The organism is Bacillus sp. SA1-12, assembly GCF_000981385.1.
In the GTDB taxonomy this organism is placed as follows: Bacteria; Bacillota; Bacilli; order Bacillales; family Bacillaceae; genus Metabacillus.
This window is the reverse complement of sequence record NZ_LATZ01000135.1, coordinates 26,569-51,839: the sequence shown is the minus strand read 5'-3', so window position 1 is coordinate 51,839 and position 25,271 is coordinate 26,569. Positions and strand designations below refer to the sequence as shown.

At 36.6% G+C, this 25,271-nt stretch carries 31 protein-coding genes; 6 read left to right on the top strand and 25 right to left on the bottom strand.

The genetic code is table 11. The annotated features are described in order from the left end of the window. Positions 1-11: 11 nt before the first annotated feature. The 7 genes from grpE to gpr all read right to left on the bottom strand — a co-directional run bounded on the left by grpE (position 12) and on the right by gpr (position 8,258). Positions 12-599, bottom strand: a complete 588-nt coding sequence (gene grpE / locus WQ54_RS30630; RefSeq protein WP_046590615.1) for a nucleotide exchange factor GrpE — start codon at positions 597-599, stop codon at positions 12-14. Positions 600-721: 122 nt separating this feature from the next. Beyond that, on the bottom strand, positions 722-1,753 hold the full coding sequence (gene hrcA, locus WQ54_RS30625) for a heat-inducible transcriptional repressor HrcA (RefSeq protein WP_046590613.1): 1,032 nt from the start codon (positions 1,751-1,753) through the stop codon (positions 722-724). A gap of 132 nt (positions 1,754-1,885) precedes the next feature. Further along, entirely contained in the window at positions 1,886-3,022 is a 1,137-nt protein-coding gene (hemW, locus tag WQ54_RS30620; protein ID WP_046590774.1) for a radical SAM family heme chaperone HemW, read from the bottom strand. A gap of 111 nt (positions 3,023-3,133) precedes the next feature. Beyond that, entirely contained in the window at positions 3,134-4,957 is a 1,824-nt protein-coding gene (lepA, locus tag WQ54_RS30615) for a translation elongation factor 4 (protein WP_046590611.1), read from the bottom strand. Between the two features lie 508 nt (positions 4,958-5,465). Continuing rightward, positions 5,466-5,804, bottom strand: a complete 339-nt coding sequence (locus WQ54_RS30610) for a YqxA family protein (protein WP_331435295.1) — start codon at positions 5,802-5,804, stop codon at positions 5,466-5,468. 33 nt (positions 5,805-5,837) lie between these two features. Further along, the gene (gene spoIIP, locus WQ54_RS30605) at positions 5,838-7,040 is read right to left on the bottom strand and encodes a stage II sporulation protein P (protein WP_046590607.1); all 1,203 of its coding nucleotides are present in this window, start codon (positions 7,038-7,040) and stop codon (positions 5,838-5,840) included. Positions 7,041-7,139: 99 nt separating this feature from the next. Then, positions 7,140-8,258, bottom strand: coding sequence for a GPR endopeptidase (gene gpr / locus WQ54_RS30600; protein ID WP_046590605.1), 1,119 nt, complete (start codon positions 8,256-8,258; stop codon positions 7,140-7,142). A gap of 524 nt (positions 8,259-8,782) precedes the next feature. On the opposite strand from gpr, the gene rpsT reads away from it, so the two are divergent. Beyond that, a complete protein-coding gene (rpsT, locus tag WQ54_RS30595; RefSeq protein ID WP_046590603.1) occupies positions 8,783-9,049 on the top strand; it encodes a 30S ribosomal protein S20 in 267 nt (88 codons plus the stop codon). Positions 9,050-9,096: 47 nt separating this feature from the next. Here the strand turns inward: rpsT and holA are convergent, their stop codons facing one another. Then, a complete protein-coding gene (holA, locus tag WQ54_RS30590) occupies positions 9,097-10,119 on the bottom strand; it encodes a DNA polymerase III subunit delta (RefSeq protein WP_046590600.1) in 1,023 nt (340 codons plus the stop codon). 356 nt (positions 10,120-10,475) lie between these two features. Here holA and WQ54_RS33215 point away from each other — a divergent pair, with 356 nt between their 5' ends. Further along, a complete protein-coding gene (locus WQ54_RS33215; RefSeq protein WP_046590599.1) occupies positions 10,476-10,610 on the top strand; it encodes a YqzM family protein in 135 nt (44 codons plus the stop codon). A gap of 248 nt (positions 10,611-10,858) precedes the next feature. Here WQ54_RS33215 and WQ54_RS30580 read toward each other — a convergent pair whose 3' ends face one another. From WQ54_RS30580 to WQ54_RS30565, 4 genes are all read right to left on the bottom strand, one after another. Beyond that, positions 10,859-11,476, bottom strand: coding sequence for a ComEC/Rec2 family competence protein (locus WQ54_RS30580; RefSeq protein ID WP_052738051.1), 618 nt, complete (start codon positions 11,474-11,476; stop codon positions 10,859-10,861). 211 nt (positions 11,477-11,687) lie between these two features. Further along, a complete protein-coding gene (locus WQ54_RS30575) occupies positions 11,688-12,122 on the bottom strand; it encodes a hypothetical protein (protein WP_156178274.1) in 435 nt (144 codons plus the stop codon). Between the two features lie 60 nt (positions 12,123-12,182). Then, on the bottom strand, positions 12,183-12,743 hold the full coding sequence (locus tag WQ54_RS30570) for a ComE operon protein 2 (RefSeq protein WP_046590596.1): 561 nt from the start codon (positions 12,741-12,743) through the stop codon (positions 12,183-12,185). A gap of 95 nt (positions 12,744-12,838) precedes the next feature. Continuing rightward, complete coding sequence (locus WQ54_RS30565; RefSeq protein WP_046590594.1) at positions 12,839-13,465, bottom strand: helix-hairpin-helix domain-containing protein; 627 nt, start codon at positions 13,463-13,465, stop codon at positions 12,839-12,841. Between the two features lie 87 nt (positions 13,466-13,552). Here WQ54_RS30565 and comER point away from each other — a divergent pair, with 87 nt between their 5' ends. Continuing rightward, positions 13,553-14,386 carry a late competence protein ComER gene (gene comER, locus WQ54_RS30560; protein ID WP_046590592.1) on the top strand — a complete coding sequence of 278 codons (834 nt, stop codon included), beginning with the start codon at positions 13,553-13,555 and terminating at the stop codon, positions 14,384-14,386. A 390-nt stretch (positions 14,387-14,776) separates the two neighbouring features. Here comER and WQ54_RS30555 read toward each other — a convergent pair whose 3' ends face one another. Genes WQ54_RS30555 through WQ54_RS30520 form a run of 8 tightly spaced genes read right to left on the bottom strand, consistent with a single transcriptional unit; the run spans position 14,777 to position 19,831 of the window. Next, positions 14,777-15,526 (bottom strand): class I SAM-dependent methyltransferase, encoded by a 750-nt coding sequence (locus WQ54_RS30555; RefSeq protein ID WP_046590590.1) that lies wholly within the window; start codon positions 15,524-15,526, stop codon positions 14,777-14,779. Beyond that, entirely contained in the window at positions 15,523-15,879 is a 357-nt protein-coding gene (gene rsfS, locus WQ54_RS30550; RefSeq protein WP_046590588.1) for a ribosome silencing factor, read from the bottom strand. The genes WQ54_RS30555 and rsfS overlap by 4 nt, the downstream gene beginning before the upstream one ends. Beyond that, the gene (yqeK, locus tag WQ54_RS30545) at positions 15,879-16,451 is read right to left on the bottom strand and encodes a bis(5'-nucleosyl)-tetraphosphatase (symmetrical) YqeK (protein WP_046590586.1); all 573 of its coding nucleotides are present in this window, start codon (positions 16,449-16,451) and stop codon (positions 15,879-15,881) included. The genes rsfS and yqeK overlap by 1 nt, the downstream gene beginning before the upstream one ends. Then, positions 16,441-17,013 (bottom strand): nicotinate-nucleotide adenylyltransferase, encoded by a 573-nt coding sequence (locus WQ54_RS30540; RefSeq protein ID WP_046590585.1) that lies wholly within the window; start codon positions 17,011-17,013, stop codon positions 16,441-16,443. The genes yqeK and WQ54_RS30540 overlap by 11 nt, the downstream gene beginning before the upstream one ends. 20 nt (positions 17,014-17,033) lie before the next feature. Then, positions 17,034-17,327: a ribosome assembly RNA-binding protein YhbY gene (yhbY, locus tag WQ54_RS30535; RefSeq protein WP_046590583.1), complete on the bottom strand. Its 294-nt coding sequence runs from the start codon at positions 17,325-17,327 to the stop codon at positions 17,034-17,036. Then, positions 17,321-18,163 carry a shikimate dehydrogenase gene (gene aroE, locus WQ54_RS30530; protein WP_046590580.1) on the bottom strand — a complete coding sequence of 281 codons (843 nt, stop codon included), beginning with the start codon at positions 18,161-18,163 and terminating at the stop codon, positions 17,321-17,323. The genes yhbY and aroE overlap by 7 nt, the downstream gene beginning before the upstream one ends. 17 nt (positions 18,164-18,180) lie before the next feature. After that, positions 18,181-19,287 carry a ribosome biogenesis GTPase YqeH gene (yqeH, locus tag WQ54_RS30525; protein ID WP_046590578.1) on the bottom strand — a complete coding sequence of 369 codons (1,107 nt, stop codon included), beginning with the start codon at positions 19,285-19,287 and terminating at the stop codon, positions 18,181-18,183. Positions 19,288-19,291: 4 nt separating this feature from the next. Further along, positions 19,292-19,831 carry a YqeG family HAD IIIA-type phosphatase gene (locus WQ54_RS30520; RefSeq protein ID WP_046590576.1) on the bottom strand — a complete coding sequence of 180 codons (540 nt, stop codon included), beginning with the start codon at positions 19,829-19,831 and terminating at the stop codon, positions 19,292-19,294. Positions 19,832-20,182: 351 nt separating this feature from the next. On the opposite strand from WQ54_RS30520, the gene WQ54_RS30515 reads away from it, so the two are divergent. Further along, a complete protein-coding gene (locus WQ54_RS30515; protein WP_046590574.1) occupies positions 20,183-20,323 on the top strand; it encodes a sporulation histidine kinase inhibitor Sda in 141 nt (46 codons plus the stop codon). A gap of 578 nt (positions 20,324-20,901) precedes the next feature. Then, positions 20,902-21,624 (top strand): RNA polymerase sporulation sigma factor SigK, encoded by a 723-nt coding sequence (sigK, locus tag WQ54_RS30510; protein WP_046590572.1) that lies wholly within the window; start codon positions 20,902-20,904, stop codon positions 21,622-21,624. Between the two features lie 184 nt (positions 21,625-21,808). On the opposite strand, the gene WQ54_RS33210 is transcribed toward sigK, so the two are convergent. The 3 genes from WQ54_RS33210 to mtnN all read right to left on the bottom strand — a co-directional run bounded on the left by WQ54_RS33210 (position 21,809) and on the right by mtnN (position 23,792). Beyond that, positions 21,809-21,952 (bottom strand): YrzI family small protein, encoded by a 144-nt coding sequence (locus tag WQ54_RS33210; RefSeq protein WP_084822392.1) that lies wholly within the window; start codon positions 21,950-21,952, stop codon positions 21,809-21,811. 708 nt (positions 21,953-22,660) lie between these two features. Continuing rightward, positions 22,661-22,891: a YrhC family protein gene (locus tag WQ54_RS30505; protein WP_046590571.1), complete on the bottom strand. Its 231-nt coding sequence runs from the start codon at positions 22,889-22,891 to the stop codon at positions 22,661-22,663. Between the two features lie 208 nt (positions 22,892-23,099). Beyond that, positions 23,100-23,792 carry a 5'-methylthioadenosine/S-adenosylhomocysteine nucleosidase gene (mtnN, locus tag WQ54_RS30500; RefSeq protein ID WP_046590568.1) on the bottom strand — a complete coding sequence of 231 codons (693 nt, stop codon included), beginning with the start codon at positions 23,790-23,792 and terminating at the stop codon, positions 23,100-23,102. A gap of 228 nt (positions 23,793-24,020) precedes the next feature. Between mtnN and WQ54_RS30495 the strand changes: the two genes are divergently transcribed. Further along, positions 24,021-24,227 carry a YrzA family protein gene (locus tag WQ54_RS30495; protein WP_046590566.1) on the top strand — a complete coding sequence of 69 codons (207 nt, stop codon included), beginning with the start codon at positions 24,021-24,023 and terminating at the stop codon, positions 24,225-24,227. 260 nt (positions 24,228-24,487) lie between these two features. On the opposite strand, the gene WQ54_RS30490 is transcribed toward WQ54_RS30495, so the two are convergent. Together WQ54_RS30490 and WQ54_RS30485 are read right to left on the bottom strand one after the other, a co-directional pair. Continuing rightward, positions 24,488-24,868: an IS3 family transposase gene (locus tag WQ54_RS30490; protein ID WP_197089622.1), complete on the bottom strand. Its 381-nt coding sequence runs from the start codon at positions 24,866-24,868 to the stop codon at positions 24,488-24,490. Positions 24,869-24,890: 22 nt separating this feature from the next. Further along, the gene (locus tag WQ54_RS30485; RefSeq protein WP_046590563.1) at positions 24,891-25,253 is read right to left on the bottom strand and encodes an IS3 family transposase; all 363 of its coding nucleotides are present in this window, start codon (positions 25,251-25,253) and stop codon (positions 24,891-24,893) included. Between the last annotated feature and the right edge of the window lie 18 nt (positions 25,254-25,271).

Genomic DNA, 25,271 nt, shown 5'->3' with positions numbered 1-25,271 from the left:
AAGAATGAATGTTATTGATTTACTTTTACCATTGCAGGTCGAATAACTCGATCCTTCAATTTATAGCCCTTTTGCAGCTCTTCAACAACAGTATTGGATTCATAATTTTCATCCTCCACCTGCATAACCGCCTGATGAATATGTGGATCGAATTGTTCACCAACTGCTTTGATTGCTTCAACGCCTTCATTTTTTAACGCTTGGACTAATTGGTTATAAACCATGTTCATACCTTGTAGCAATGATTTTGTTTGATCATTATCTGCTTCTATTTGTAACGCTCTTTCAAAATTATCAAGAGCAGGTATAATTTCAGATACTAAGCTTTGTGCACGATATTTTTGAGCTGCCTCCAAATCTAAGCGGCTGCGTCTTCTGTAGTTATCAAAGTCTGCTTGAGAACGAAGCAATTTGTTTTCTGTTTCGTCAAGCTTTGCTTGAAGCTCTGCTAGTTTTTGCTCAGATACATCACTTGCTTCAGATCCATCTTCAACGATGACTTCGTCAGCATTAACAACCTCAACATCTGCATCAGCATTTTCATTTTGTACAGTATCTACTGTTTCCTCTTGTTCAGCAACGTTTTTTTCGTTTGACACACTGTTTCACCTCCTTAAAAGGAATGTTATAAAGGTATCAATATTGATAAATGTCAGTAGTTAAAAACATGGGAATCGGATGGAATATATCTTATTCCATCCCATTTCCAATATAACCAAGCTTAGGAACCATAATACAAATTAGTAAGAGTTTTGGATAAATCACGGGTCATTCTGTTTACTAGACTAACAACACGTGAGTACTCCATTCTAGTAGGTCCTAAAACAGCAATTGTCCCTAACTGTTTTTCGCCTAATGAATAGGTTGCCGTAATTAAGCTGCAATTTTCCATTGCTATATTATCATTTTCTTTACCAATTTTAATAGTAATTCCTGAATGGTTAGTTTGTAATAACCCATATAATTCTTTTTCTTGCTCAATCATTGTAAGCAACGATTTAATTCTTCCCACATCAGCGAACTCTGGTTGGCTTAGCATATTTGTTTTCCCGCCGAAGTAAATCTTTTCATTTTCATTTAGCTTTAACGTTCCAGACATTACCTTCAACAGCATATCATAATTTTGAATATGATCCTTAAGAACCATCGCAACTTCCTTGAAAATGCTATCCTGCAGTTCCACTATCGGTACACCAGCAAGTCTCTCGTTCAGGATATTCACCATTTTCTCAATATCGCTTGGATCAATAGATTCCGGGAACGTAATGGTTCGATTTTCGACATGACCAGTGTTAGTCACAATAATCGCAACAGCTGCATCCTTATTAATCGGCACAATTTGAATTCTCTTTAAGCGGTTTTCAGTCACTTTCGGACCAAGAACAATTGATGTGTAATTTGTTAATTCAGATAAAATTTGCGCAGATTTTTGAACAACCTTTTCTAATTCAAAGATCTTTTCTGCGTAAATAGATTTTATTTGACCTACTTCTGTCTTCGTTAAACGCTGTGGAGACAGAAGATGGTCTACATAATAACGATATCCCTTTTCAGATGGGACACGCCCTGATGAACTGTGTGTTTTCTCAATAAATCCTAGGTCCTCTAAGTCAGCCATATCATTTCTAATCGTGGCTGAACTAAACGTAATGTCACTTTTTTTCGCTAATGTTCTCGAACCAACAGGCTGAGCAGAATGAATAAAATCATCAATAATTACTTGTAGAATCAACAATTGGCGATCTGTAAGCAACTATTATCACCTCTGTTAGCACTCTAAGATTGCGAGTGCTAAATATATATAAAAAGTTATCAAAACCAAAATAAATTGTCAATTGATAAATCACACTTAAATTTAGGAAATTCACGCTTCTTTCTGTATAAATTAGGAAAGACCGATAAATTCCTGAAACACCTCATTGCCAAGAAGTTTCCCTTTATGGGTTAATCTTATCCCTTTTTCATCGCATATGATTAAATCAAGGTCTGCAAGCTTGTCTATTTGGCTGGAAAATATGTGATCGACTTGAACACCAAACTTTTTAAGGAACGTTGCTTTGCTTACCCCTTCTATTTTTCGGAGACCGAGGAACATTTCTTCTTCCATCGCTTCTTCCTTGCTAACGGCAATTTCACTTTGAAACGCTTCGCTTTTTTGCTTAATTTGCTCGATATATTTTTTTATTGGACCAGTATTGGATGTCCGTACACCATTAATATACCCATGAGCTCCTGCTCCAAAGCCAAAATAATAATCGTTATTCCAATAAGTGAGATTATGTTTACTTTCATTGCCTGGTTTTGCATAATTACTTATCTCATATTGATGGAATCCGTGTTTTTCCATTTCCTCCATCGCCAGCTCATACATTTGCGCTTCTTCATCTTGAGGCGGGAGTGTTAATTTGCCTTTTTGCATTAAATTATAAAACACAGTTTTTGGTTCAACAATTAATGAATAGGCTGAAAAATGATTTACATTTAAAGTAAATGCCGTTTCTAAAGATTCTTGAAAGTCATCTACCGTTTGACCTGGCAATCCGTACATAAGGTCAATACTGATATTATCAAAGCCGATTTTCTGCGCCTGCTCGATTGTTCGGAATACATCTACTTTTCGGTGGACGCGGCCAATCCGATGCAAAAGCTCATCATTAAAACTTTGCACGCCAATGCTTAAGCGATTTACACCAGCGTTTTTTAATACTTCCAGCTTTTCTGATGTCAGCTCCCCCGGATTTGCTTCAATAGCAAACTCAACAAGTTCATTTACCGGTAATAGCTCTAGCCTGATTCCTTCCATTAATCGATTAAGCTGACTAGCGGATAAGGCAGTGGGTGTCCCTCCGCCAATAAAGATTGTTTTTAATTGGTGTTCGTTTTTTTGGGCAGCATGATGCATTTCTTTTATAAGCATTTCAATATATTCGTCAACCGGCTGCTGTTTAAAAAAGACTTTATTAAAATCGCAATAATGACAAATATGATGGCAAAATGGGATATGAATGTATGCTGATTGAATCATGAATTCACCTTCTAATTAAGAAGCCGCAGCATAGCTGCGGCATTGTTTAAAAATTGTTTAATAAATGGCACCTTCAGTATACCATGCTAGTGGAAAGGGGAAAAAAAATCAGCTTTCATCCATACGCAATACAGCCATGAATGCTTCCTGCGGCACTTCTACAGAGCCAACCTGCTTCATTCTTTTCTTACCTTCTTTTTGTTTTTCCAACAGCTTACGTTTACGGGAGATATCTCCGCCATAACATTTCGCTAGAACATTTTTCCGCATTGCTTTAATGGTCGATCTCGCAATGATTTTTTGACCAATTGCCGCTTGAATCGGCACTTCGAACTGTTGGCGAGGGATCAGTTCCTTTAATTTTTCAACAATCACCTTACCGCGATCATAAGCAGAATCGCGATGTACAATAAAGGATAGAGCATCTATTTTCTCGGCATTTAATAAGATATCCATTTTTACTAATGTCGATGTTTTATAACCAATTAATTCATAATCAAAGGAAGCATAGCCTTTTGTATTCGACTTTAGTTGATCAAAGAAATCATAAACAATTTCAGATAATGGGATTTCATAATTGATGCTTACTCTCGTTTCATCCAAGTATTGCATATCAATGAAAATACCGCGTTTTTTCTGGCAGAGCTCCATGACAGCACCTACATAATCATTTGGTACCATGATGGCTGCTTTTACATATGGCTCTTCTATATGATCAATCTTTTGCGGATCAGGCATATTTGAAGGATTATCTACTTTTAGTGATTCTCCATCTGTTAAATACACATCATAAATTACGCTAGGGGCCGTTGTAATGAGATCAATTTTAAACTCTCGCTCAATACGCTCCTGAATGATTTCCATATGCAGTAATCCTAAAAATCCGCAACGGAAGCCAAAACCTAAAGCTTGTGAGGTTTCAGGTTCGAATTGCAAGGATGAATCATTTAACTCAAGCTTCTCCAATGCTTCTCGTAAATCATTATATTTGGCCGTATCGATCGGATAAAGACCGCAGAAGACCATTGGATTTAATTTACGGTAACCTGGGAGAGGTTCTGTTGCACCGTTTTTCGCATCTGTAATCGTATCACCAACACGAGTATCTCCTACGTTTTTAATAGAAGCTGTAAGGAAGCCAACATCCCCCACATTTAATTCCTTTAGTTGAACGGGCTTAGGATTGAATACTCCTACTTCTGTTACTTCAAATTCTTTTCCCGTTGCCATCATCTTAATTTTTTGACCGACCTTAACCGTTCCTTCCGTAACACGGATATATGCAACAACACCGCGGTAAGCATCATATAAGGAGTCAAATATTAGAGCTTTTAATGGACCTTCCGGATCACCTTCAGGAGCAGGTACTTTTTCAACAACTTGTTCAAGGATTTCTTCTATCCCGATCCCTGCTTTAGCGGAAGCTAAAACGGCTTCAGAAGCATCCAGGCCGATTACTTCTTCGATTTCATTTCGAACCCGCTCAGGATCAGCACTTGGCAAATCAATTTTATTAATAACAGGTAAAATTTCCAAATCATTATCAAGTGCTAAATAGACGTTTGCTAGTGTTTGCGCTTCAATCCCTTGAGCAGCATCAACGACTAACACAGCCCCTTCACAAGCTGCAAGGCTTCGGGAAACTTCATAGGTAAAGTCGACATGCCCAGGAGTATCAATTAAATGAAACGTGTATTCTTCCCCGTCTTTTGCTTTATATTTTAATTGAACGGCATTGAGCTTAATGGTAATCCCACGTTCCCTTTCTAAATCCATTGAATCTAATAACTGATCTTTCATTTCACGCTGTGTTAGTGCAGACGTCTTTTCTAAAATCCTGTCTGCTAACGTTGATTTTCCGTGATCAATATGTGCAATAATCGAGAAGTTCCTGATTCTCGACTGTCTTTTTAACTTTTCTTCTCTATTCATATTATGTTTTCACTCCTACATAGCTTACAAGTACACTATTCTTCATTATATCAATTGATATTTCAACATTCAATAATATAAAAGCGGAAGTGTTTTTATCAGCTTGGAAAAGTATAGACGTTCCAGGATAGAAGGTGCTTTTCACCTACAATTCCGAATGGATTTTGTTACGAGGGCTAGGCTCTGGAACTTGACTCCAAGACTACGTACAATCGTTATTTTCCCACTTAACAAAATAAAAGGCCGTTTATGCGGTGCTTGTTGCTATTTACCAAATAGTGAGGAGTGGTTAATTGCAGAGAGATGCTTGCTTTCCGCGGGGCAGGAGGTGAGTCTCCTCAGCGCAACTCCTGTGAGATCTCCCTCTCCCTATACAGTTGCTCATCCAACAAACCTTTTATGGTCAAAGAACCTATTTAAACACAATCTCTTAAAAAAGAGCCTGATAAAAAATGCTGATAGATCCACCCACTCTACTTATAGAGCAAGATCATGGATCTATCAGCATTTATTTTAATAAATTGTTCATCCATTCAGCAAAGGTTTCGATAAGAGCTGATACACCGTTACTTACTGCAGTTGCAAATTGTTTTCCGATTTGAGAGAAGAAGTTAAATGCTTCAATTTTTTCCAGCTGTTCCTGTTTTTCTTGCAGGTCCTGACTGGTTACTTTATTTCCAAGAATTGATGCTTCAATATCGCCTGTTTGTTCATTATTGATTTGAAAGGCACTTTGCAGTTCAGGATCATTATATCCTTTCATTTTTATCATTCCTTGGTTTGCTTGCTGCATTCCAATAAGGACCCCAAATAACAAGACGGAGCATAGAACAAAACATTTAAACATGAATTTTATCATCTTGCTTCCCTCACAATTAGATTACTGTTCTTGAGCTTCTGTCGTTCCATCTACTTTTTCGGCTTGCCAATAGTATTCACTGAATACATCAGCAATTGCATTAACCGTGTTTTTAAGTTCAGTTAAATTATTGTCGACACCGCCAAGTTCAATTAACATAGCATTATTTGATAAATCTTGATTGTATACACCATTGAAGCCTTTTCCGCCTTGTTCAAAGATTCCGCGGCTTAAACCAGGATATTTTTTTTGCAATAGTGTATGAAATTCTGTTGCAAGCTTTTCATTTTTCTCAGCAGTAGGATTTTCTCCCCCAATGATAAAAGCAACCTTTGCATACGATTTATTATTGATATTTATCGTGGTTACCCCTTTTCTTTGTGTATCACGATGAATATCGATAATGTAATTTAGATTTCGGTTGTTTGCCATCGCACTTTCAACAAGTGTACGTGAAGCAGAATAAGATTTTGAATAGTTCCAGCCCTTTTGCTTAAGATTGTCCTGGACACTGGCTTGTTCTATTTGACTGCCAATCCCTTCACCTTGGAGCGCTTTTCCAAGGAGTTCGCTGACAATTGTTATATTTGCTTTCGAATGGAATGCCCGATTCATATCCGTTTCCCCGTCTAATAGCGGTAAATATGATTCCGTATTATGGGTATTGTAAATATAAACTACTTTTTTATCACCAGTTGTTAAAGTTGGCGGGTCTTTTGGATCCCCTTCTTCAGAGTTATTCACCACATCATTTTTGCTAATTGATGCTTCCCGCTCCTGCTCTAATACCTCTGTTGGCGGTGGTGATTCATAAGGCATATTCGTATAGTTTGTCCCATCACCTGCAACAACAATTTCACTATCATATAGCGAAAAACCAGGTAACTCACGCCCCAGCAAACTTCTGGGGTCATCCGGGTTAATGCTAGTCAACACTTTAAACATAATCGATGACAACTTAATAGGTTCGGCTTCCTGCGGCAGAGCAGATATAAAAAATCTATTCTCCGCTCCTAATAATTGCAAAAATGCTTCACTATCAATATTTTTTGTCAAATCATTGATTGATGAAGAAGTCAATCGATATTCCGGTTTAAGAGACGTTAATACACCCGAAAGTAAAAATGTCATTAATAGAATAATGAAGCTTATGACGATCCCTTTTTTTATGCTTGTCCCATCAAAAGTAACGATCATATTACGGTTGGTGTGATTTCGCTTCATTTATTTGAATCCTCCTTATACTTGTCTACTAATTTGTATGAACAAGTATAAGGAAGTAGAACTTTACCAAAAAGGTTAAGAGAGATACTTGATTATTTACTAGTGAGTATAAGCACCCGAATTCCCTTGATCTACTTGTTGATGCAGGGCAGTGTTTAATCCGCTCGCAATCACATTAGCCATATCATCAATAAACATATCCACTTCTTTTGGGGTAACCATTAAGTTATGCCCAAGCGGCGCTAGAACTTCGTGAATGAGTTTGCGTTTTTCTTCATCTTCAAGTCCGCCGACAATGCCTAAAAATTGCTTACGGTGTTCTTCACCAGGCATGTCTTCATCAGTCAATACCCGTTTCTCGCCAAAATTCATTCCGGCAGGTGTAAGAGCCCTTGAAGGTTTCTCCCCTTCTTTTATCTCTCTGCCAAAATGCTTTAAAATATAGTCAATTGTATCGCTTGTAATCGAAACAGCATCAACTACTGTTGGAATGCCTATCGCTATTACAGGAATACCAAATGTTTCTTGGCTGAGTGCCTTTCTTTTATTCCCAACACCAGAGCCTGGATGGATTCCTGTATCAGATATTTGGATAGTTGTATTTACGCGTTCAATCGATCTTGCAGCTAATGCATCAATTGCAATGACAAAATCTGGCTTTGATTGTTCAATCACTCCCGAAATAATGTCACTTGTTTCAATACCTGTTAACCCCATGACTCCAGGAGCAATTGCACTAACCGGACGAAATCCCTCTTCTACATTTTCTGGTTGAAGTTTAAATAGATGTCTTGTTATTAATAGATTTTCTACCGTTAGTGGCCCCAACGCATCTGGTGTTACATTCCAATTGCCCAATCCTACAACTAAACAGCTTGCATCCTTAGAAATGTTCAAGTCAGATAAGAATTGGCTGAATTGCTTTGCGAAAACGTCAACAACCTTTTCTTGCAGTTCAGAATCTTTTTGACGAATTCCATCCATTTGCATGGTTAAATACTTTCCCGGTTTTTTGCCAACTGCTTTCGATCCTTCTTCTTTAATTTCTAAAAATGAGAGATTAATCCCCTCTTCTTCCCATTCCTTGATAATAACGCCAGCAATATTGCTAGAATCTACAGCAGTTTGTATACCAGTTTGTTCAAGTGCCATCGCTCTTGCTTCAACTGCTAAATCTGTACGTACGGAATATTGACTTAAGTCTAATGGCTTTTCCATTAAGATACCTCCCAAATCGTTCCTATCACTATATTTGCCATTATTAGATTGAAACATTCTTTAAGATGTTAAAAAGAAGGGAGCGTTTAAAAAACAAGGGTCAAATTAAATAAAAAAAGGTAAGACTTTTTTTGTGGGGTTTCTCGAAGGACAAAATGATACAAGCAGCGGCTTTGCATAGTCAGCAAAGTTTGTCGGCCATTTTCCCCTGCTGTTATCCTAAGACTTATTACGCTTAAGATTCCTCATCCTTTTGTCTTGTATGATTTGGACGTCCTGTCCTTCGCCGTAACTTTACGGCAGTTATCTGGAACTTTTTCAATCGCTTAACTTGTAGCTGAAGTGGGGTATTACTGTCTTTTAAGTTGGATAAAAAAATAATTATAGGATTTTAGGGGTTTCAATGTATTTTCCTTTACATTAGTATTGCAATAATCTCAGCCGTTTGATAGAATATCTTTTGTTCATGTAAAGGATATATCGAGTTGAATAGATCTCGATTTACTTCTTAGGAGGTGAAAGATATGCCAAATATTAAATCTGCAATTAAACGCGTAAAAACAAGCAATGAGCGTAACGCACATAACGCAACAATTAAGTCTGCAATGCGTACTGCTATTAAAAAAGTAGATGCTTTCGTTTTAAACAATGATGCTGAAAATGCAAAAGCTGCACTTACAGAAGCTAACAAACGAATTGATAAAGCTGCACAAAGCGGTTTAGTTCACAAGAACGCTGCTGCACGTTATAAATCTCGTTTAGCGAAAAGTGTTAACGGATTATCTGCGTAATGAAAAAACGATCCCTTATCGGATCGTTTTTTATTTTGCCCTTAGATTTAATTTGTTTTAAACAATTTTAGTAAAAACAGCTCTAATACTAGCTGTTTATCCTTTCTCCCTGTTTTCATTTCATAATCTGCCTCAGCCAGCTCCATTAAAATATGAGCTAATTCTTCTGCTTTAAACAATCGTGCTTGCTGCAGAGCTAATTTCACCCGAAAGGGATGGACTTTTACAATTGTAGATATTTGCTGCTGCCCGTAACCAGTATTTGACAGTTCTTTCACTTGTAAAATCAGCCTGAATTGATTTACCAATAAGGACAGAATTTTAAGTGGTTCTTCATTATTTTTCAACAAATCATAAAAAATCTGTAAAGCCTCTTTACTTCTTCTATGGATGACATGATCGATCAAATCAAAAATATTTTGTTCCAAAGATCTAGAGACAAGACGCTTTACTATATCAGGTGTGATTGATCCACCTTCCCCAACATATGTACTAAGCTTTTTCATTTCTTGATGCATGATCATTAAATCTCCGGCCGTTAAGACCATGAGCTCATTTAATGCTTCTTCTGATAAATCAACTCCTTCTTGCTCAGCTATACCTAAGGTCCATTTTATTGTTTCTTGGTCTGATAAAGGCTTCATCTCAATTACAAGAGATTGTTTTTTCAATTGCTTCGTTATTTTTTTACGTTCATCAAGCTTTTCATATGGAGCTTGTATAACAAGAACAGTATAAGGTGCTGGTGTTTGTAAATATTTTTCAAGCTGGTCTATTCGCTGTTCTATCTTTTCCCTCTTCTTTTCACTTGTTAAAAAAACTGGATTCTTCACAATGACAACCCGCTTTTCCCCCATAAACGGAAGCGTTTCAGCATCTTCTATCGCAATGTCGATTGCTGTTTCCTCCATATCATAAACGGAAAAATTGAAGTCTTTTTCCTCTTCCATTAATGCTGCATTCACGATTAACTGTACAGTTTCTTGCATAAGAAATGCTTCTTTTCCAATCAATAAATAAATCGGTTGTAGCTTTCCTTTTTTAATATCTTTCCATACATCAAAAATCATTTTTATTGTTCTCCATTCGTTCATTTCACTTCATATTATCGTAAAATGAAAAAAGAGGTTTGGCAAGTGAGAATACTTATTTTGAAGCAAAGGCTAACGCAATGTAAAAGGGAACTAAACGGTATAGCCATTTAGTTCCCTCGCATCTATATGAACGTTTCGTTTTAGGACCTAGGAACCTAATTGGAAACGATACAGCGATTTGATTTTTAGTTTAGCCAATGACAGACTGATTATTTGATGTCATTTCTAGCAAAGCTGGGAATAACAGCCTTGGTTGTAAAAAACAATAGAATGATGATGTAGATTTTTTTATGGTAATCGCTTATACTAAGTATGATATAGGAGGGGTAACAGTGAACGAATTTGAAAAGAGTGTACAAAGCAAGCGTAATGATGCAGTAGATTCAGGAGTTGGATTCGTTGCTTCATTTGGGTTTTTCGCGGTAATTTTCATTATTGCAACTGTTATTAAATTAGTAAGCGCATAATAAACCAGTAAATACTTACATAGAGACTGCTGCTAAAAGCAGTCTCTTTTTCGTTGCTTAGAATTTATGGTTTACATTATGGATAGCTTACATTACCAGCTCCGAAGAAAAGGACGAGCTATTGCAGTCAGCGCTACTGGAATATGCTGCTGACTGCCAGGGTCTAGACAATTTGCTTTTGAAGGTAAAGGAATGCCTTATACCCCAAATCGTCTTAATTGCCCTAGGCTGTTCTGCGCTTTTGTTCTTTATTCTTTTAATTTATCGTATGGAGGATGTATGGAAAAGGTTCCAGACTTTCCTTTAAAATTATATAAAATTGCTCCATGCAAGTCTGTTCGTAACAATGTAATCCCGCGACTCGATAGTTTTTCAACTACTTCTGAATGGGGATGCCGGTATTGGTTTTTATAGCCTGCTGAGACTAGAGCGATCGAAGGCATGATGGAATCAAGGAAGGGTTCCGATGATGAACCTTTACTGCCATGATGTCCAACTTTTAAGACATCTGCACGTAATGATGGAAACATACTGATGATTCTCTCTTCACTCCCCATTTCTGCATCACCTGTGAAAAGCCATTTTAATCCTCCCAACTCTGTCCATAACACTAATGAATCATCGTTTTTACTATTTGTCAGGGTGATTGGTGCAACAACATAAAAAGAAAAATCTTGAAATGATATCTTGTCCCCTGCCTGAACAGTTCTCACTTCTATCTTTTTCCTTTCTGCTGCTTTAATGACCTTTTGTTCAATCTCTTCTCTTACGAAGCCATCTGGTATGATTAGTTCTTCTATCTTTAGTCCATCAATTAAAGGTAAAGCCTCTCCGATATGATCGGTATCGCCATGGGTTAAAAACAATGCACCAAGCTTAGTAATACCAATTTATTTTAAATAAGGGATCGTTACCTCCTCGGCAATTGAGAATGGATCACTTGTTTCCTCCCATTTTTCTTTTGGAAAAGTCATTCTTCCACCAGTGTCTATCAAAAAGGTCCCTTTCTTAAAAGGAAGCTGAACAAATATCGAATCCCCTTGTCCAACATCTATTATGACGACTTTTCCATATGGGTTACAATAAGGAAGGATAACTTGCAGGAAGAGCAGCGGTAAAGGAGCATACCATTCCAGGATTGATCCTGTTAAGAGCCTGTTTTTCTTTTAGGGATTTTATCGTATAAGTGAAGACAAGTTTCTCGCCATGACTCGTTTCAGAATAACCTCTCAATTGATTTCCATCACTATATGGTATTGAAGAAAAAATCCCCTTTCCCGAAAAAGGACCTTCTGATAACCCGGTTTTATTCTGGTTTTCTGTGAAAAAAAAGACAAAAATGAAGAAAATGACTGTAAGAAATGAAAGAAAAAGAAGGAAATGCTGTCTTCTATAGTAAAGAAAAAAGAGGAAAAGAATTGTAGCAGCGATTGCTGCAGGGTGGAATTGAAAACGACAGATCATAAGTGACAAGCTAGCTGAAACAGCTAAGTAATAAAGCCTACCTTTCAAAAAAATAAACACCTGCCTTAGAAAATGACAGGAGGCTGTAAGTCAGCCTCCTAAGCATGTTTAGGAAAATAGTAAATCAACTTTCTTGTAGAGTGCTTTCAGTTCACTTTCTTCCATTTCTGTTTTTGCAAGCTTGTCTAATAAGCTTGTAACAAATTCACGTTTTTCATCATCTTTGTCATTCAACAATGATTTTTCGAGTACGACTTGCTCTACCTTAACATTTGCTTGCTTAAATAGCTCAATTGCATAAGGATGGTTCTTATAGTCAATAGCATAATACACTGTCTTGATCCCGGCTTGAATAAGTGCCTTACAGCATTGAAGACACGGATAGTGTGTCACATAGATTTCAGCTCCATCAGTCGGGACACCAAATTTTGCACATTGAAGCAAGGCATTCATTTCAGCATGAATTGTTCTCACACAATGATTATCAATTACATAGCAGCCTTCATCAGAACAATGAACTCCACCTGCTATTGAACCATTATATCCCCCTGCAATAATTCGCTTATCTCGAACGATAGTCGCTCCTACTGCTAATCTTGTACAAGTACTCCTTAAAGCCAACAAATGGCTTTGTGACATAAAATATTGATCCCACGAAATACGGCTCACAAAAACTCCTCCACTCGACAATTTACTACCTTAAGTGTATCCAGAATACTGAATAATCGTCAATTTATTATTTTTGGATTTTCTAAATTATACACTTACTTGACAGTAATCTCTTCTCTCAGCTTTTCAAATGACTTTTCTCCAATGCCCGATACCTTTAGGAGGTCCTCTGGTGCTGTAAATGATCCATTTTCTTCACGATAGGCAATAATAGTTTCAGCCTTTGCCGGTCCAATGCCTGTCAATGTTTGGAGTTCTTCACTTGTTGCCAAATTGATATTAACCTTATCTTTTACATCGCTTGAACCTGCAGGTGCAGTTAATTGATTTTCCTTTACCTCTCCCTTTTTAGGGATATATAGTACCATTCCATCCTCCAAAGGTGCGGTAAGATTTACCGCGAGCTCTTCAGCTTCCTCTGTCAGTCCACCAGCTTTATCAATTAGATGATGCACTCTCGTTTCAGCGGGCAATTCATAAACTCCCGGAAGCTTTATTGCTCCTTTTATATCCACTACTATGACAGTTGGTTCTTCTACCTTTTCAGGCGGATCTGATTTTACTGTTTCTTGCTCTGCTATAGTAAGAGGATCTATCTCTACTTGCTCATTCGATTCTAAGACAGAGGATGAGTCTTTTATAAACAGATAATAAAATGCGGTCATCCCGAATATAATAGAAACCATTATTATCCAATTTTTATATCTTTGAAGATAACTCATTAACTGCACTCCTTTTTCCTATTCATAATTACTTGATTAATAACATATTGTGTATGAGAGATATGCATTCTAAGGAGGGGATATACTTTGAATGTAGGTTTTATTGGAACAGGAAATATGGGAAGAATTTTAATTGAATCGTTTATTGAATCGGGTGCAATCAGACCCTCATTCATTTATATGACAAATCGAACGAAGTCTAAGGCTGAAGACATAAAAAATTGTTATCCTGAAACAAATTTGATGGATTCAGCAGAAGAAGTGGCGAAACGCTCGGAAATCCTATTTATTTGTGTTAAACCATTAGACATACACCCCCTTTTAAAAAGTCTTGACCATGTTTTATTACCAAATCAATGCATCGTGTCCATTACAAGCCCTATAAGTGTTGAACAGCTGGAGTCACTTGTTCAATGCCAGGCTGTTAGAGCGATACCAAGCATTACAAATCGTGCTTTTGCAGGAGTATCTCTGCTTACCTATGGAAACTCGTGCCATAAGGTCACAAGGAAAAAAATCGATAAAATGTTCAAGCGAATTTCAACTCCTGTGCAAATTGATGATGATATTACAAGGGTTTCTTCAGATATTGTAAGCTGCGGACCAGCCTTTTTTAGCTATTTACTGCAAAAGTTTGTAGATGGGGCTGTTGCCGAAACAACCATTTCAAAGGAGCAAGCTGTTCAGCTAGCAAGCGAAATGATTATTGGCATGGGAAAATTACTTGAGACAAAGTTATACACCTTGCCGACATTACAAGAAAAGGTTTGTGTGAAGGGCGGAGTGACAGGGCTGGGTATCAAGGTACTTGAGGAAGAAATAGGCGATATGTTTGAAAAGGTATACCATGTTACACATGAGAAGTATTACGAAGATATTGAAGAGGTATCTGTTCAATTTAATAAAATCCCGCATAAATAGTTCGACAAAGATAAGTGATGATCCTGCAAAATGAGGCACTTTTTTAAATTCATTCTTCCAATTTATAAAACATTTCTCATTTACAGACGGTTTTCCGTCTGTTTTTTATTTTTTGATCTTGTAAATCTGTCTCTTGATGCTGCTCCAAATGTCCGTTTTTAGCAGACAGCCTCGGAGCTTTAAAGGGAGGCTAAGCTATTAATAAAAAGGTGAACTTAAAAAAAGTTCACCTCAGCAAGCCGAGATACTCCAGGCTGCTTTTTCCACACCTATCTTCTACAAAAGATAAAATTCATTTAATGTAAGAATACCTGTATGTTGTGATAAACAGACGAGAAACACATTAAAAACACTCTTTTTCTAAATTGCATTTTGAAAATTGTTGGTTATTCAGTCCTTTTTTCTGGCAACAAAAAAAATTCGTTCACTTGTTGAGATTGGCGGGGTTTCAAAATGAAAATCGCCGCAAACCTTTATGATTTCAAAAGAGGCATCCTCAAGCCAGGAAGTATAGGTTTCAATTGGATAGGTGCGTTGATAATGCACCTCATCAAAACGCTCATACCCTTCATTACGCTTAACAAAAAATGTCATATCATGTTCTACACTGTTTGGTTCTTCTGCAGCATATGAACTCCAAATAAAGCTAATATCCTCGTCTTGATCTGCAAATGTTGCACCGGCAAAAATATGATGGATTTTATATAATGAATGAACATCAAATAGTAGTAATCCTCCGCGTCCAAGCAATTGATTAACGGCTCGGAATGTTGCCTGGATATCATCCTCTGTTTCTAGGTAATTAAGCGAATCACAGCAAATAGTAACGACATCAAATTTTTCCTCGAACCCTGCAAGGTCCCTCATATCTTGTTGCAGAAATAAAATATTAACGTTATTTTGAGCAAGCTTTGACTGAGCGACTGATAACATATCCTCGCTTAAATCCACACCAGTTATATTAAGCTGTTGTTTTGCCAAGCGGATTGCAATTTCACCCGTTCCACAGCCTACATCGATTAACCTATTAGCCTCAGGATAGTAAGCCGAAATGGCCTTGTTAATAAAGGTAATCCACTCATCATACGGAGCGTCCTTCATTAGCTGGTCATATATATAAGCAAAGCCTTGATAGATCATTGGTTTAACTCGCTTGTTAAATCCTCTACTGGTGCGTCTCCCCATAAGCGTTCAAGATTGTAATAACTTCTTTCATCTTTATGGAACACATGTACAACAACATCTCCGAGGTCAATTAATACCCAGCGAGCTTCATCAAAACCTTCAAGACGTGTTACCTGAATTTCCATTTCTAAAGCTTTTTCTTTTATCTCTCTTGCTATTGCCTGAACTTGCTTGTCTGAGTTACCATGACAAATGAGAAAATAATCTGATATTAAGGAAATACCCTTCATATTAAGAGCAATAATATCCTCAGCTCGTTTACTATCTGCTGCTTTTGCAACTATTGTTAAGATGTCTCTTCCGTTCATTAATTAGATCTTCCTCCTTTTAGCACCAAAAAGTTATAGGTTTGAATTGTATCAGGATAAATCGCTTGATTTTTTTTTAATAAAAACATGATCGTATTTTGCAACGATTTAAGTAAAGCTTGATCAAGATTTGTTTTTGCCAGATCTCTTACCTCGTCCACCCCAGGAAAATGCCTTCCTGGTTCAATATAATCCGCAACGTAAATAATTTTTTCTAATAACGTCATGTCAGGGCGGCCCGCTGTATGATATTTTATTGCACTCAATATTTCTAGGTCAGTGATTCCTACTTCCTTTTCTACAAGGAAAGCTCCTACAGGTGCATGCCACAGCTCACTATTATGTTCTAATAATTGCTTTGGCATTTTCTGTTCGACGATGATTTGTTTCATTTCCTCTTTTGGACGAAATTTTGCATAATCATGAAAAATTGCTGCTGTTTCTGCTTTTTTAACATCTGCACCGTATTGATAGGACAATTGAATAGCCGTTTCCATAACTCCTATTGTATGATTGTAGCGATGTTCTGTTATTTGTTCTGCGACAATCTTTAATGCAGCTTCACGTTCCATATAAACGATTCTCCTCTATATATCTTTTCACATCATCAGGTAAAAGATAAGCAGTATTTTCTCCAGCTTTTATCCGTTCTCGCAGCATGGTTGAGGAAACATCAAATTGCGGTATTTCAACCTCTTTTACCGGATAGTTCGTACTCGTTGTGTAGCCCGGCCGTTTGACTCCAACAAATGTCACAAGCTTGACTACCTCTTCAATCTTATACCAGTGCGGTAAATATTCGATCATATCTGCACCAACTATAAAATAAAAGGCATAAGCAGGATATTGTTCACGTAAAAGACAAAGCGTATCATATGTATAGGAAGGTCCTTCTCGTTCTAATTCAATTGTATCAATCTTAAATTGATCTTTTTTAGTAAGCGCCAATTTCAGCATATTAACACGGTGCTTGCTATTAGTAAATTCTTCTGTTTGCTTATGGGGAGGTATTTGATTGGGTATAAACCATATTTCATCTAATTGCAACGAATGTAATACCTCACTCGCAATTAATAAATGGCCAAAATGAGGCGGATCAAATGTACCTCCTAATAGCCCTATTTTTATTGACATTTCATCCCCCTCCCAATCAATTAATTAGGTAAACGAAGTTGTTTATTTTCCTTCGATTCTTTATATAAGACAATAGTGTTGCCAATAACTTGAACAAGTTCTGCACCTGATCCCTTCACTAATGCTTCAGCAACTAAATCTTTATCCTCTTCACAATTTTGCAAAACAGATACCTTCAAAAGCTCCCGAGCTTCTAATGCATCTGTAATCTGCATAATCATATTCTCGTTTACTCCGCCTTTTCCAACTTGAAAAATGGGATTCAAGTGATGTGCTTCTCCACGCAAAAAACGTTTTTGTTTGCCTGTTAACATGATGTTCCTCCTAGCTTGTCATATACAATTTCTGTCATTCTCTCAATTGATGGCTCTGTGCCTGTCCATAATGTGAAGGCTAGTGCTGCCTGATGAACAAACATACCCACGCCATTATGAATCGTTAAACCTCGTTCTTCCGCTTCTTGCAGTAATGCCGTTTTAATTGGATTATAAACAATATCACTCACAACTGCTGTCCTTTTAGCATGTTTAATAGAAAGGGGTTTTTGCTCAATATTCGGATGCATCCCAACAGCTGTTGTATGAATAATGACATCATAGTTTTCTAATTGTTGTTCAGCTTGTTCCAAGGATAATGCCCTACTCGTCTGTTCAAATGGGCATTCATTAATTAATTCCTCTGCCTTTGATACAGTTCGATTACAAAGATCAATCTCACGGCATCCTTGATGAGCCAAAGTAAAATAAATGCCTCTTGCTGCACCGCCTGCACCTATGATAAGAACTTTTTGCTCCTGAATCGGTTTTTGTAAAACCTTTGATAAAGATCTTACATAACCATTTCCATCTGTATTGTGACCAATTAGCCGTCCCTCTTCATTGATTACAGTATTAACGGCACCAGCAATCCTTGCTGTTTCATCAAGCTCATCTAAATAAGGAATAATTGAGAGCTTATGCGGGATTGTTACATTATACCCTTTTACCCCTAAAACCTTAAGTGCATGAACGGATTCTCCCAGCTTTTCTGGCTCAACATGAAAAGCATGATAATAGCCATCTAGGCTTTTTTCCTTAAAGGCATCATTATGGATGTCAGGAGACATTGAATGTTTAATAGGACATCCAATTACGCCATATAAGTTCCCCATATTTTTCCTCTCCCTGATTAAATTAGCGATTTTCTTATTGATACATTTACACCTTGAGGAGCATAAGCTATAACCTTTTTCCCCGGATTATTGATTGTTAACCAGCCTAAGCCTGAAAATACGATATCTGTTTTGCCTTCTTTTATCATAAATTCATGTGGTACAAGCTTAGGAAATGATCCTGCATCCTCTTTTCTTGGCGGTGTTAAAAGCTCACCGACATGCTTTTCATATAAAGCATCGGCATTTTCTCTTTTTGTACGATGGATCTTTAATTCATTCGGGATATAGCAAACAAATGACTCTCTTCCGCCTGACACGTAATCCATCCGAGCAAGTCCGCCAAAATACAGAGTTTGACCCTCATTTAATTGAAATACCTTCGGCTTAATTTCTTTTTTAGGACTTAATAGCTTTAAATCCTGTTTATCAACAAAGTGAGCCATTTGGTGATGGTTTATTATACCAGGAGTATCATAAAGTGCAGCCCCATTTTCAAGCGGGATCTCAATTAAATCCAATGTTGTCCCCGGATAATGTGAGGTTGTTATCACATCATTAACACCAGCTACCTCTTTTATCAGACGATTAATAAATGTTGATTTCCCAACATTTGTCACTCCTACAACGTAAACATCTTGTCCGTTACGATAGGAATCAATTAGCTCAGCAGCTTCTCTAATACCATGGCCTCTCGCAGAGCTAACTAAGCAAACATCTATAGGTTTTAAGCCTAATTCCTTCGCTTCTCGTTTCATCCAATTGATCAGCTTTTGATGCTTAACTGATTTCGGCAGAATATCGCTTTTGTTTCCTATTAGCAGAATTGGGTTGCCTCCAACAAATCGTTGAATTCCCTGCAGCCAGCTTCCATTAAAATCAAAAATATCGACAATTTTAACAATTAATCCTTTGGACTCCCCGATACCATGGAGGATTTTCAGGAAATCATCATCTGTTAATGAAACATCCTGTATTTCATTGTAATTTTTTAAGCGAAAGCAGCGCTGGCAAATGATATCGTCCTTTGCAAGGGCACTTTCCGGAGCAAAACCTAGTTTATTCGGATCTTCTGTTTGAATGGCTACTCCACACCCTATACATGAAAAATGCTGTTCTGTCACGTTTCTATTCCTCCCACTGAATCATCCCTTTTCGTTTTAAGTTATCCATAATTCTCCGCTCAATTTTCCGATTAAACCTTGTAAAGAAACCATCTGTAGATGCAACAGGGACGACTAATATCGTCTGAAATCCGTTGCGATTGCCACCTAGAACATCTGTTAATAATTGATCACCAATGACAACCACTTCTTCTTTTTTCAGTTTCATTGTTTTTACTGCTTTTAAAAATGCCTTCCCCATCGGCTTTCTTGCCTTAGGAATAAATTTAATATTAAGAGGCTCTGAAAATGCCTTTACCCGTTTTTCGTTATTATTGGAAACAATTGTAATATCAATTCCATGCTCTTTTACTTCCCTAAACCAATCCTGCAATTGCGGTGTTGCAGTTGGCCGATCCCATTCGACAAGCGTATTATCTAAATCAGTAATGATTCCTTTAATTCCGCTTTCTTTTAATTTTTGCGGTGAAATATGAAAAACACTTTTCACATAGTCACCTGGTAAGAATAATCGTAGCATGAGTTTAAACACCTCATTATTCATTTTTTTGCCATATTACATCATAACCAATTTAGCGTATACTTTCAAAAGAAACTTATAGTTTATGAGAAAAAGCTTAACAATATCATAAAAACTTTTCGACAAATTCCGATTCTCTTCAACACTTGTGGATAATATTATACACATTATCCCCTCTGTAATACCTCACTTTTTACCTTTTATAAACAACATACCCACAGTTTATCCACCAATATCTGTGGATAAGAGAACGGTTGTTCCATTTTTTTATTCATGTTAGATTTAAATCAATAACAAAATATAACAGATTAGGTAATTCCTTATTAAAAATAAGCAAGGTTAGGAGGTGTAGAGCCACTCAGTTGGCCACTATGCATGCGTAAACTTTCTGACGAATTGTTAATTGAATCCTATTTTAAAGCAACTGAAATGAAACTACATGATGATTTTATCGAATTAATCGCAAATGAAATAAAACGCCGTTCCTTAGGACATGTTCTAAAAGCTTCTTCATAATCATTTCACGCCGGTAAACGGCTCTTTTTTTTATCCTTAAAATGATTCTTTATTGATTTAGTATTTCCGTAAACGCCCTTATGTATCATGTAATAAGTGAAGTAATTATAACATTTGTTTGTCATTACAACTATTATAATCTATCTATGGTACAAAACAAAAAAAGGGAATGGTCCTTTTATGTTTGTTAAGACCCTTCAAAATTGACTTAACGAAAAGAATGATAATAATAGTAACCGCAGCCAATAACCAATAATAGTAACAGGATAACAATAAACGCATACCAGTAGCCACAACTGATTCCTGTATATGCCGGTAATATGGATACGGTCCAAGACCATAAGTTTCATAGCCATACATCACTGTCTCCCCACTTCCTTTTACATCTTGTACTACATAACTATGGATAATTCCCCACTTAGGTTTTAGGCTTTTTCCTATTGATGTACAAATATCATACGTAGTAAATATTTTATCGTTTTTTATCTTATTTCATTGTACATGCACGAACTACCTGCCACGAACATAAACATGACTATAGGCATTTGCCTACATAAAGTATTAGTGGAGGTGGAGGTATGACAGGGCTCATAACAGCACTAGGTTTCTTCGTAAAAGAATTAGTGTTCTTAGTATCTTATGTAAAAAATAATGCCTTCCCACAGCCTTTGTCTGCAACAGACGAGAAGAAATATTTGCGACTCATGGCAGAGGGTGATGAGTATGCAAGAAATCTTTTAATCGAACACAACTTGCGGCTTGTTGCTCATATCGTAAAAAAGTTTGAAAACACTGGGGAAGACTCTGAAGATCTCATTTCAATTGGAACAATTGGATTGATTAAAGCGATTGAAAGCTATTCACAAGGGAAAGGAACAAAATTGGCAACCTATGCGGCACGATGTATAGAAAATGAAATACTTATGCATTTACGTGCTTTAAAGAAGACAAAAAAAGATGTTTCCTTACACGATCCAATTGGTCAAGATAAAGAGGGAAATGAAATTAGCCTAATTGATGTATTAAAATCCGAAAACGAGGATGTCATCGATACAATCCAATTGAATATGGAGCTTGAGAAAGTTAAGGAATATATTGATATATTGGACGGAAGAGAAAAAGAAGTTATTATCGGAAGATTCGGCTTGGATTTAAAAAAAGAAAAGACTCAGCGTGAAATTGCAAAGGAGTTAGGCATATCCAGAAGCTACGTTTCTAGAATTGAAAAACGTGCTCTTATGAAAATGTTCCATGAATTTTATCGAGCGGAAAAAGAAAAAAGAAACCGCAAAAAGGAATAAAGACAAAAGAGAAGAGAAATTTTTCCTCTTCTCTTTTTTATTTGCCAATCTTATGAGTTATAAACGGCTTTTGAATAATTTCTACCTTGATCTAAGCTAAGTGGAATCCTTCTTTACAGTTAAATGTACAAGCAGTTTGATTTTCATCATTGTCATCGCCTCCAATTATTATTTTCGTTTTAAATTACATGTGAAACTCGTTTAACACTTTTACTTTTGACTGTTCCATTCTTTTTTGCACTTCTTGATTTGTTTCAATTTCTTCTTTTGAATGTTTTCTTTTTGATACTGAAAAAGTCAATGTAATAAAAAATAGATTGATTGTCATGTGTATCACCTCCTTTAAAGCAATTCGCACCTCATTGATGAGTGTATACAGGCTGCCGAGCTTAAAAGGTAGAACAAAAGCGAAAGCGCATTGCTCATCCTAGCGCAAATAAGACGCACAGGTATAGAAGAGGCTCTTTGTCTTCACTTCCTGAGTGGCTAGACTTGCGGAGCTAGGCGCTGTAGCTGTTATATGAGCGCTAATTCATAGTAGGATTATGAATTTCCTATCAATAAAAAAACGCCACAGGGCAGCCTGTGACGTTATCCTTATATATAGAGAACGCCACATGCAGTTCTAATTGACCCATGGCGTCATTTCATTAATCAGTCTTCAGATCCTCTTAGAAGGAAAGGGATGATACACCAATATGGTCGAATAGATGGTTTAATTTTAAGTTTTGTTTTGCAGTTTTTAATGTTGAACACTTCATCATCTTCTTCGACCTCCTTAGTTTTTATTTGCTATTCCTTGGTAATTATATCCATGATTTCCAAATCTGTAAATAGTTTTTCTCATCATTCTTGTAATGTTTTTATTTTCAGATAATTGAATACGCTACCATTTAAATCCTTTTAATCATATTGACTAACTACGTTTTCTCTGCCTGTGTTATTAAATGTGTTTAGTGTTTATGTGCCCCAGTAACTAAGTGAAAGTCAAAAAAAAAACGCCTAAAAAGTAGGCGTTTTTTCATTAATCCTTATTTTAATCCTCTAGCTTATCCAATTGTTTTTTATATTTTAAGGAAGCTTTAAAGCAAACAAAGGCTCCTAGTAAAAATAAAACCGTTGTGATCATCAGCGCAATATCGTATATTTCCGGTTTGCCATGATCAGGTAAGACTACGCCAATATAGAGAAAGACACTTACAGCCAGCAGGATAAATGCATACTGCTTAAAATCAACCATTAGCGACTGAATATCCTTTTTATTCATTTTATCTCCCACCTATTTGATGTGTTATAGTAACACAATAACATAGTCTAATAAACTATTAACCAAGTAAATTTCTCCAAATAGGCTAGGACTAAAACAAACAATACATTCAAAATTTGACTTCCATCAGTTAGGTATTACTTTCGTTAAAAATGGGACAACAAAAAAAGGAATCGATTTATAACCGTTCCTTCTTGAGTTAACCATTCTATATAGCTTCTACGATTTTTAGGACTAAATCTGCTGAATGTTTTGCAGCTTGATCTAAAAATTGCTCAAAGGAAATATTTGATTCTTTTCCGGCAATATCAGATAAAGCTCTTATCACAACAAATGGAATATTAAATTGGTGACAAACCTGAGCTATAGCAGCAGCTTCCATTTCCCCTGCGTGCAGATCATTAAACTTGCTTCGGATAAATTCTACTTTTACAGGATCATTTAAGAACGAATCGCCTGTGACAATTAATCCTTTTGCCACTTGGATGGTTGAGATTTCTTCAGCTTTTTTAACTGCCACTTCAACAAGTTTTTCATTTGGCGTGTAAGCTGCCGGCAAACCTGGAACTTGTCCATATTCATATCCAAATGCTGTAACATCCACATCATTATGGCGAACTTCTGTAGAAATAACGATATCACCTACATTTAAAGATGGATGAAATCCACCGGCAGATCCAGTGTTAATAACATAATCAGGCTTAAAACGATCTAAAAGCAGCGTTGTACTCATAGCTGCATTCACTTTTCCAATACCAGACTTTAATAATACAACCTCAACCCCTTTATAGAATCCTTTTGTAAATTCGCTTCCCGCAATATCCTCTTGTTCACGATTTTCAAGCTTCTCTCTTAGGATTGTTACTTCTTCTTCCATTGCCCCAATTATTGCGATTTTCATTTTTTCATTCCCTTTCCATTATGTATCAGCTCTTCGACAACAAGTTGACTTTCTTTTAAAACGGTTATTTCATTTTCCTTGCCATCATCATTCCTCATTAGAAGTTTACCTATTTCACCGTTTATTCGCAAGACCACTATTTTTTATTCTGATTTTTAGATTGTTCTTCTCGACCATTTTTTGTTACTATTTTCTCATGACGATTAAGGATATTAAGAGGTGTAAATAATGAGTTTCCAACTTGATCTTATTAAGGACAAAATTGAATTTTTCGAAGCACCATCGATTAAAGAACTCGAGAAAAAAATAACCGAGCAAATCACTCATAACCAAGCCATCCTATTAACTGTTCATTCTGTTTCCCATCAAATGCATGTTACAGAAGAAGGCAATCGATTTTATAGTGCTGTCGTTCACTTTAAAGCTCAAACGTGAAATACTAAAGCTCAGGTACGCCTTGATCCAAGCCAATGGGACAAATATGCCAATTTGGGGTAAAACGGCATCTATTGCCTTTAATTTCAATTTGGCAAGACCTTAATGGAGCTAGGCGCTTGCAGTCAAAAGCACGACTTTCGATGCACGTGCACGTCCTATTCTACAGAGCTGACACCCAATCACTAATCCACTGTACAGGGAAATATGCAAAAAGCAGCGGCAATTGTGATGTGATCCCCAAAAGTTAGAGTTTTGTATTAAGCAGCTGATTGGCTGGTATGGATGCGGTATTGAACCGGACTCATACCTGCCAATTTTTGCTTTATACGCTTGTTATTATAATAATCGATATATTCTTCAATTCTCTTTTTTAATTCCTCAAATGAGCACAGTGCTTCTCCATAATACATTTCTTGTTTGACTAACGCGAAAAAATTCTCCATCGGGGAGTTATCTAAACAGTTTCCTTTTCGCGACATACTCTGGTATACCCTATATTCCTTAAGTGTTTTTACCCATTTATTATGTTGATATTGCCATCCTTGATCAGAATGTACAGTAGTCCTGTACTTTGAAACTTTTACTATTTCAAGGGCTTCCTCTAGAGGTTTAAGGGCTAATTCTAAGGTTGGACGCATACCTATCCCATACGAAAGAATTTCACCGTTGAACATACATAATGGGATTGAAATACAGTTTTACACCGTCAGAACACTTAAATTCTGTGATATCTGTTGCTAATTTTTGATGACACCTATTTGTGTGGAAACGGCGATTAATACGGTTCTTGGCAACAGTTCCAATAGTCCCTCTGTAAGAACTGTACTTCCGTGATTTTCTTTTGAACTTATCTCCTTTGAGTCCGAGTTTATTCATGATGCGTTGCACCTTTTTATGATTCACTTTAGAACCGCGATTTTTCAATTCTAGCTTGATACGACGATAACCATAATTGCCATTATTTTCATCAATAATAGATTGAACAGTTTCCTCAAGTACGTGATCTGGATTTTTTTTCTTCATTACTTTTATATGTTAATG

Excerpts from the sequence above, each read along its gene's own strand:
- WQ54_RS33210 (WP_084822392.1), bottom strand. The coding sequence starts at position 21,952 with ATGACAATCAATCTATTTTTTATTACATTGACTTTTTCAGTATCAAAA.
- lepA (WP_046590611.1), bottom strand. The coding sequence starts at position 4,957 with ATGAATAGAGAAGAAAAGTTAAAAAGACAGTCGAGAATCAGGAACTTC.
- holA (WP_046590600.1), bottom strand. The coding sequence starts at position 10,119 with ATGATTTTTGATGTATGGAAAGATATTAAAAAAGGAAAGCTACAACCG.
- spoIIP (WP_046590607.1), bottom strand. The coding sequence starts at position 7,040 with ATGAAGCGAAATCACACCAACCGTAATATGATCGTTACTTTTGATGGG.
- rsfS (WP_046590588.1), bottom strand. The coding sequence starts at position 15,879 with ATGAACGGAAGAGACATCTTAACAATAGTTGCAAAAGCAGCAGATAGT.
- WQ54_RS30515 (WP_046590574.1), top strand. The coding sequence starts at position 20,183 with ATGCGTAAACTTTCTGACGAATTGTTAATTGAATCCTATTTTAAAGCA.
- WQ54_RS30555 (WP_046590590.1), bottom strand. The coding sequence starts at position 15,526 with ATGATCTATCAAGGCTTTGCTTATATATATGACCAGCTAATGAAGGAC.
- aroE (WP_046590580.1), bottom strand. The coding sequence starts at position 18,163 with ATGGGGAACTTATATGGCGTAATTGGATGTCCTATTAAACATTCAATG.
- gpr (WP_046590605.1), bottom strand. The coding sequence starts at position 8,258 with ATGGAAAAGCCATTAGACTTAAGTCAATATTCCGTACGTACAGATTTA.
- yqeK (WP_046590586.1), bottom strand. The coding sequence starts at position 16,451 with ATGGAACGTGAAGCTGCATTAAAGATTGTCGCAGAACAAATAACAGAA.
- WQ54_RS30495 (WP_046590566.1), top strand. The coding sequence starts at position 24,021 with ATGAGTTTCCAACTTGATCTTATTAAGGACAAAATTGAATTTTTCGAA.
- WQ54_RS30485 (WP_046590563.1), bottom strand. The coding sequence starts at position 25,253 with ATGAAGAAAAAAAATCCAGATCACGTACTTGAGGAAACTGTTCAATCT.
- mtnN (WP_046590568.1), bottom strand. The coding sequence starts at position 23,792 with ATGAAAATCGCAATAATTGGGGCAATGGAAGAAGAAGTAACAATCCTA.
- WQ54_RS30565 (WP_046590594.1), bottom strand. The coding sequence starts at position 13,465 with ATGAGTTATCTTCAAAGATATAAAAATTGGATAATAATGGTTTCTATT.
- WQ54_RS30540 (WP_046590585.1), bottom strand. The coding sequence starts at position 17,013 with ATGTCAATAAAAATAGGGCTATTAGGAGGTACATTTGATCCGCCTCAT.
- WQ54_RS30505 (WP_046590571.1), bottom strand. The coding sequence starts at position 22,891 with ATGAATAAAAAGGATATTCAGTCGCTAATGGTTGATTTTAAGCAGTAT.
- rpsT (WP_046590603.1), top strand. The coding sequence starts at position 8,783 with ATGCCAAATATTAAATCTGCAATTAAACGCGTAAAAACAAGCAATGAG.
- sigK (WP_046590572.1), top strand. The coding sequence starts at position 20,902 with ATGACAGGGCTCATAACAGCACTAGGTTTCTTCGTAAAAGAATTAGTG.
- WQ54_RS30490 (WP_197089622.1), bottom strand. The coding sequence starts at position 24,868 with ATGCGTCCAACCTTAGAATTAGCCCTTAAACCTCTAGAGGAAGCCCTT.
- WQ54_RS30520 (WP_046590576.1), bottom strand. The coding sequence starts at position 19,831 with ATGAATAATGAGGTGTTTAAACTCATGCTACGATTATTCTTACCAGGT.
- WQ54_RS30610 (WP_331435295.1), bottom strand. The coding sequence starts at position 5,804 with ATGTTTAAATGTTTTGTTCTATGCTCCGTCTTGTTATTTGGGGTCCTT.
- yhbY (WP_046590583.1), bottom strand. The coding sequence starts at position 17,327 with ATGTTAACAGGCAAACAAAAACGTTTTTTGCGTGGAGAAGCACATCAC.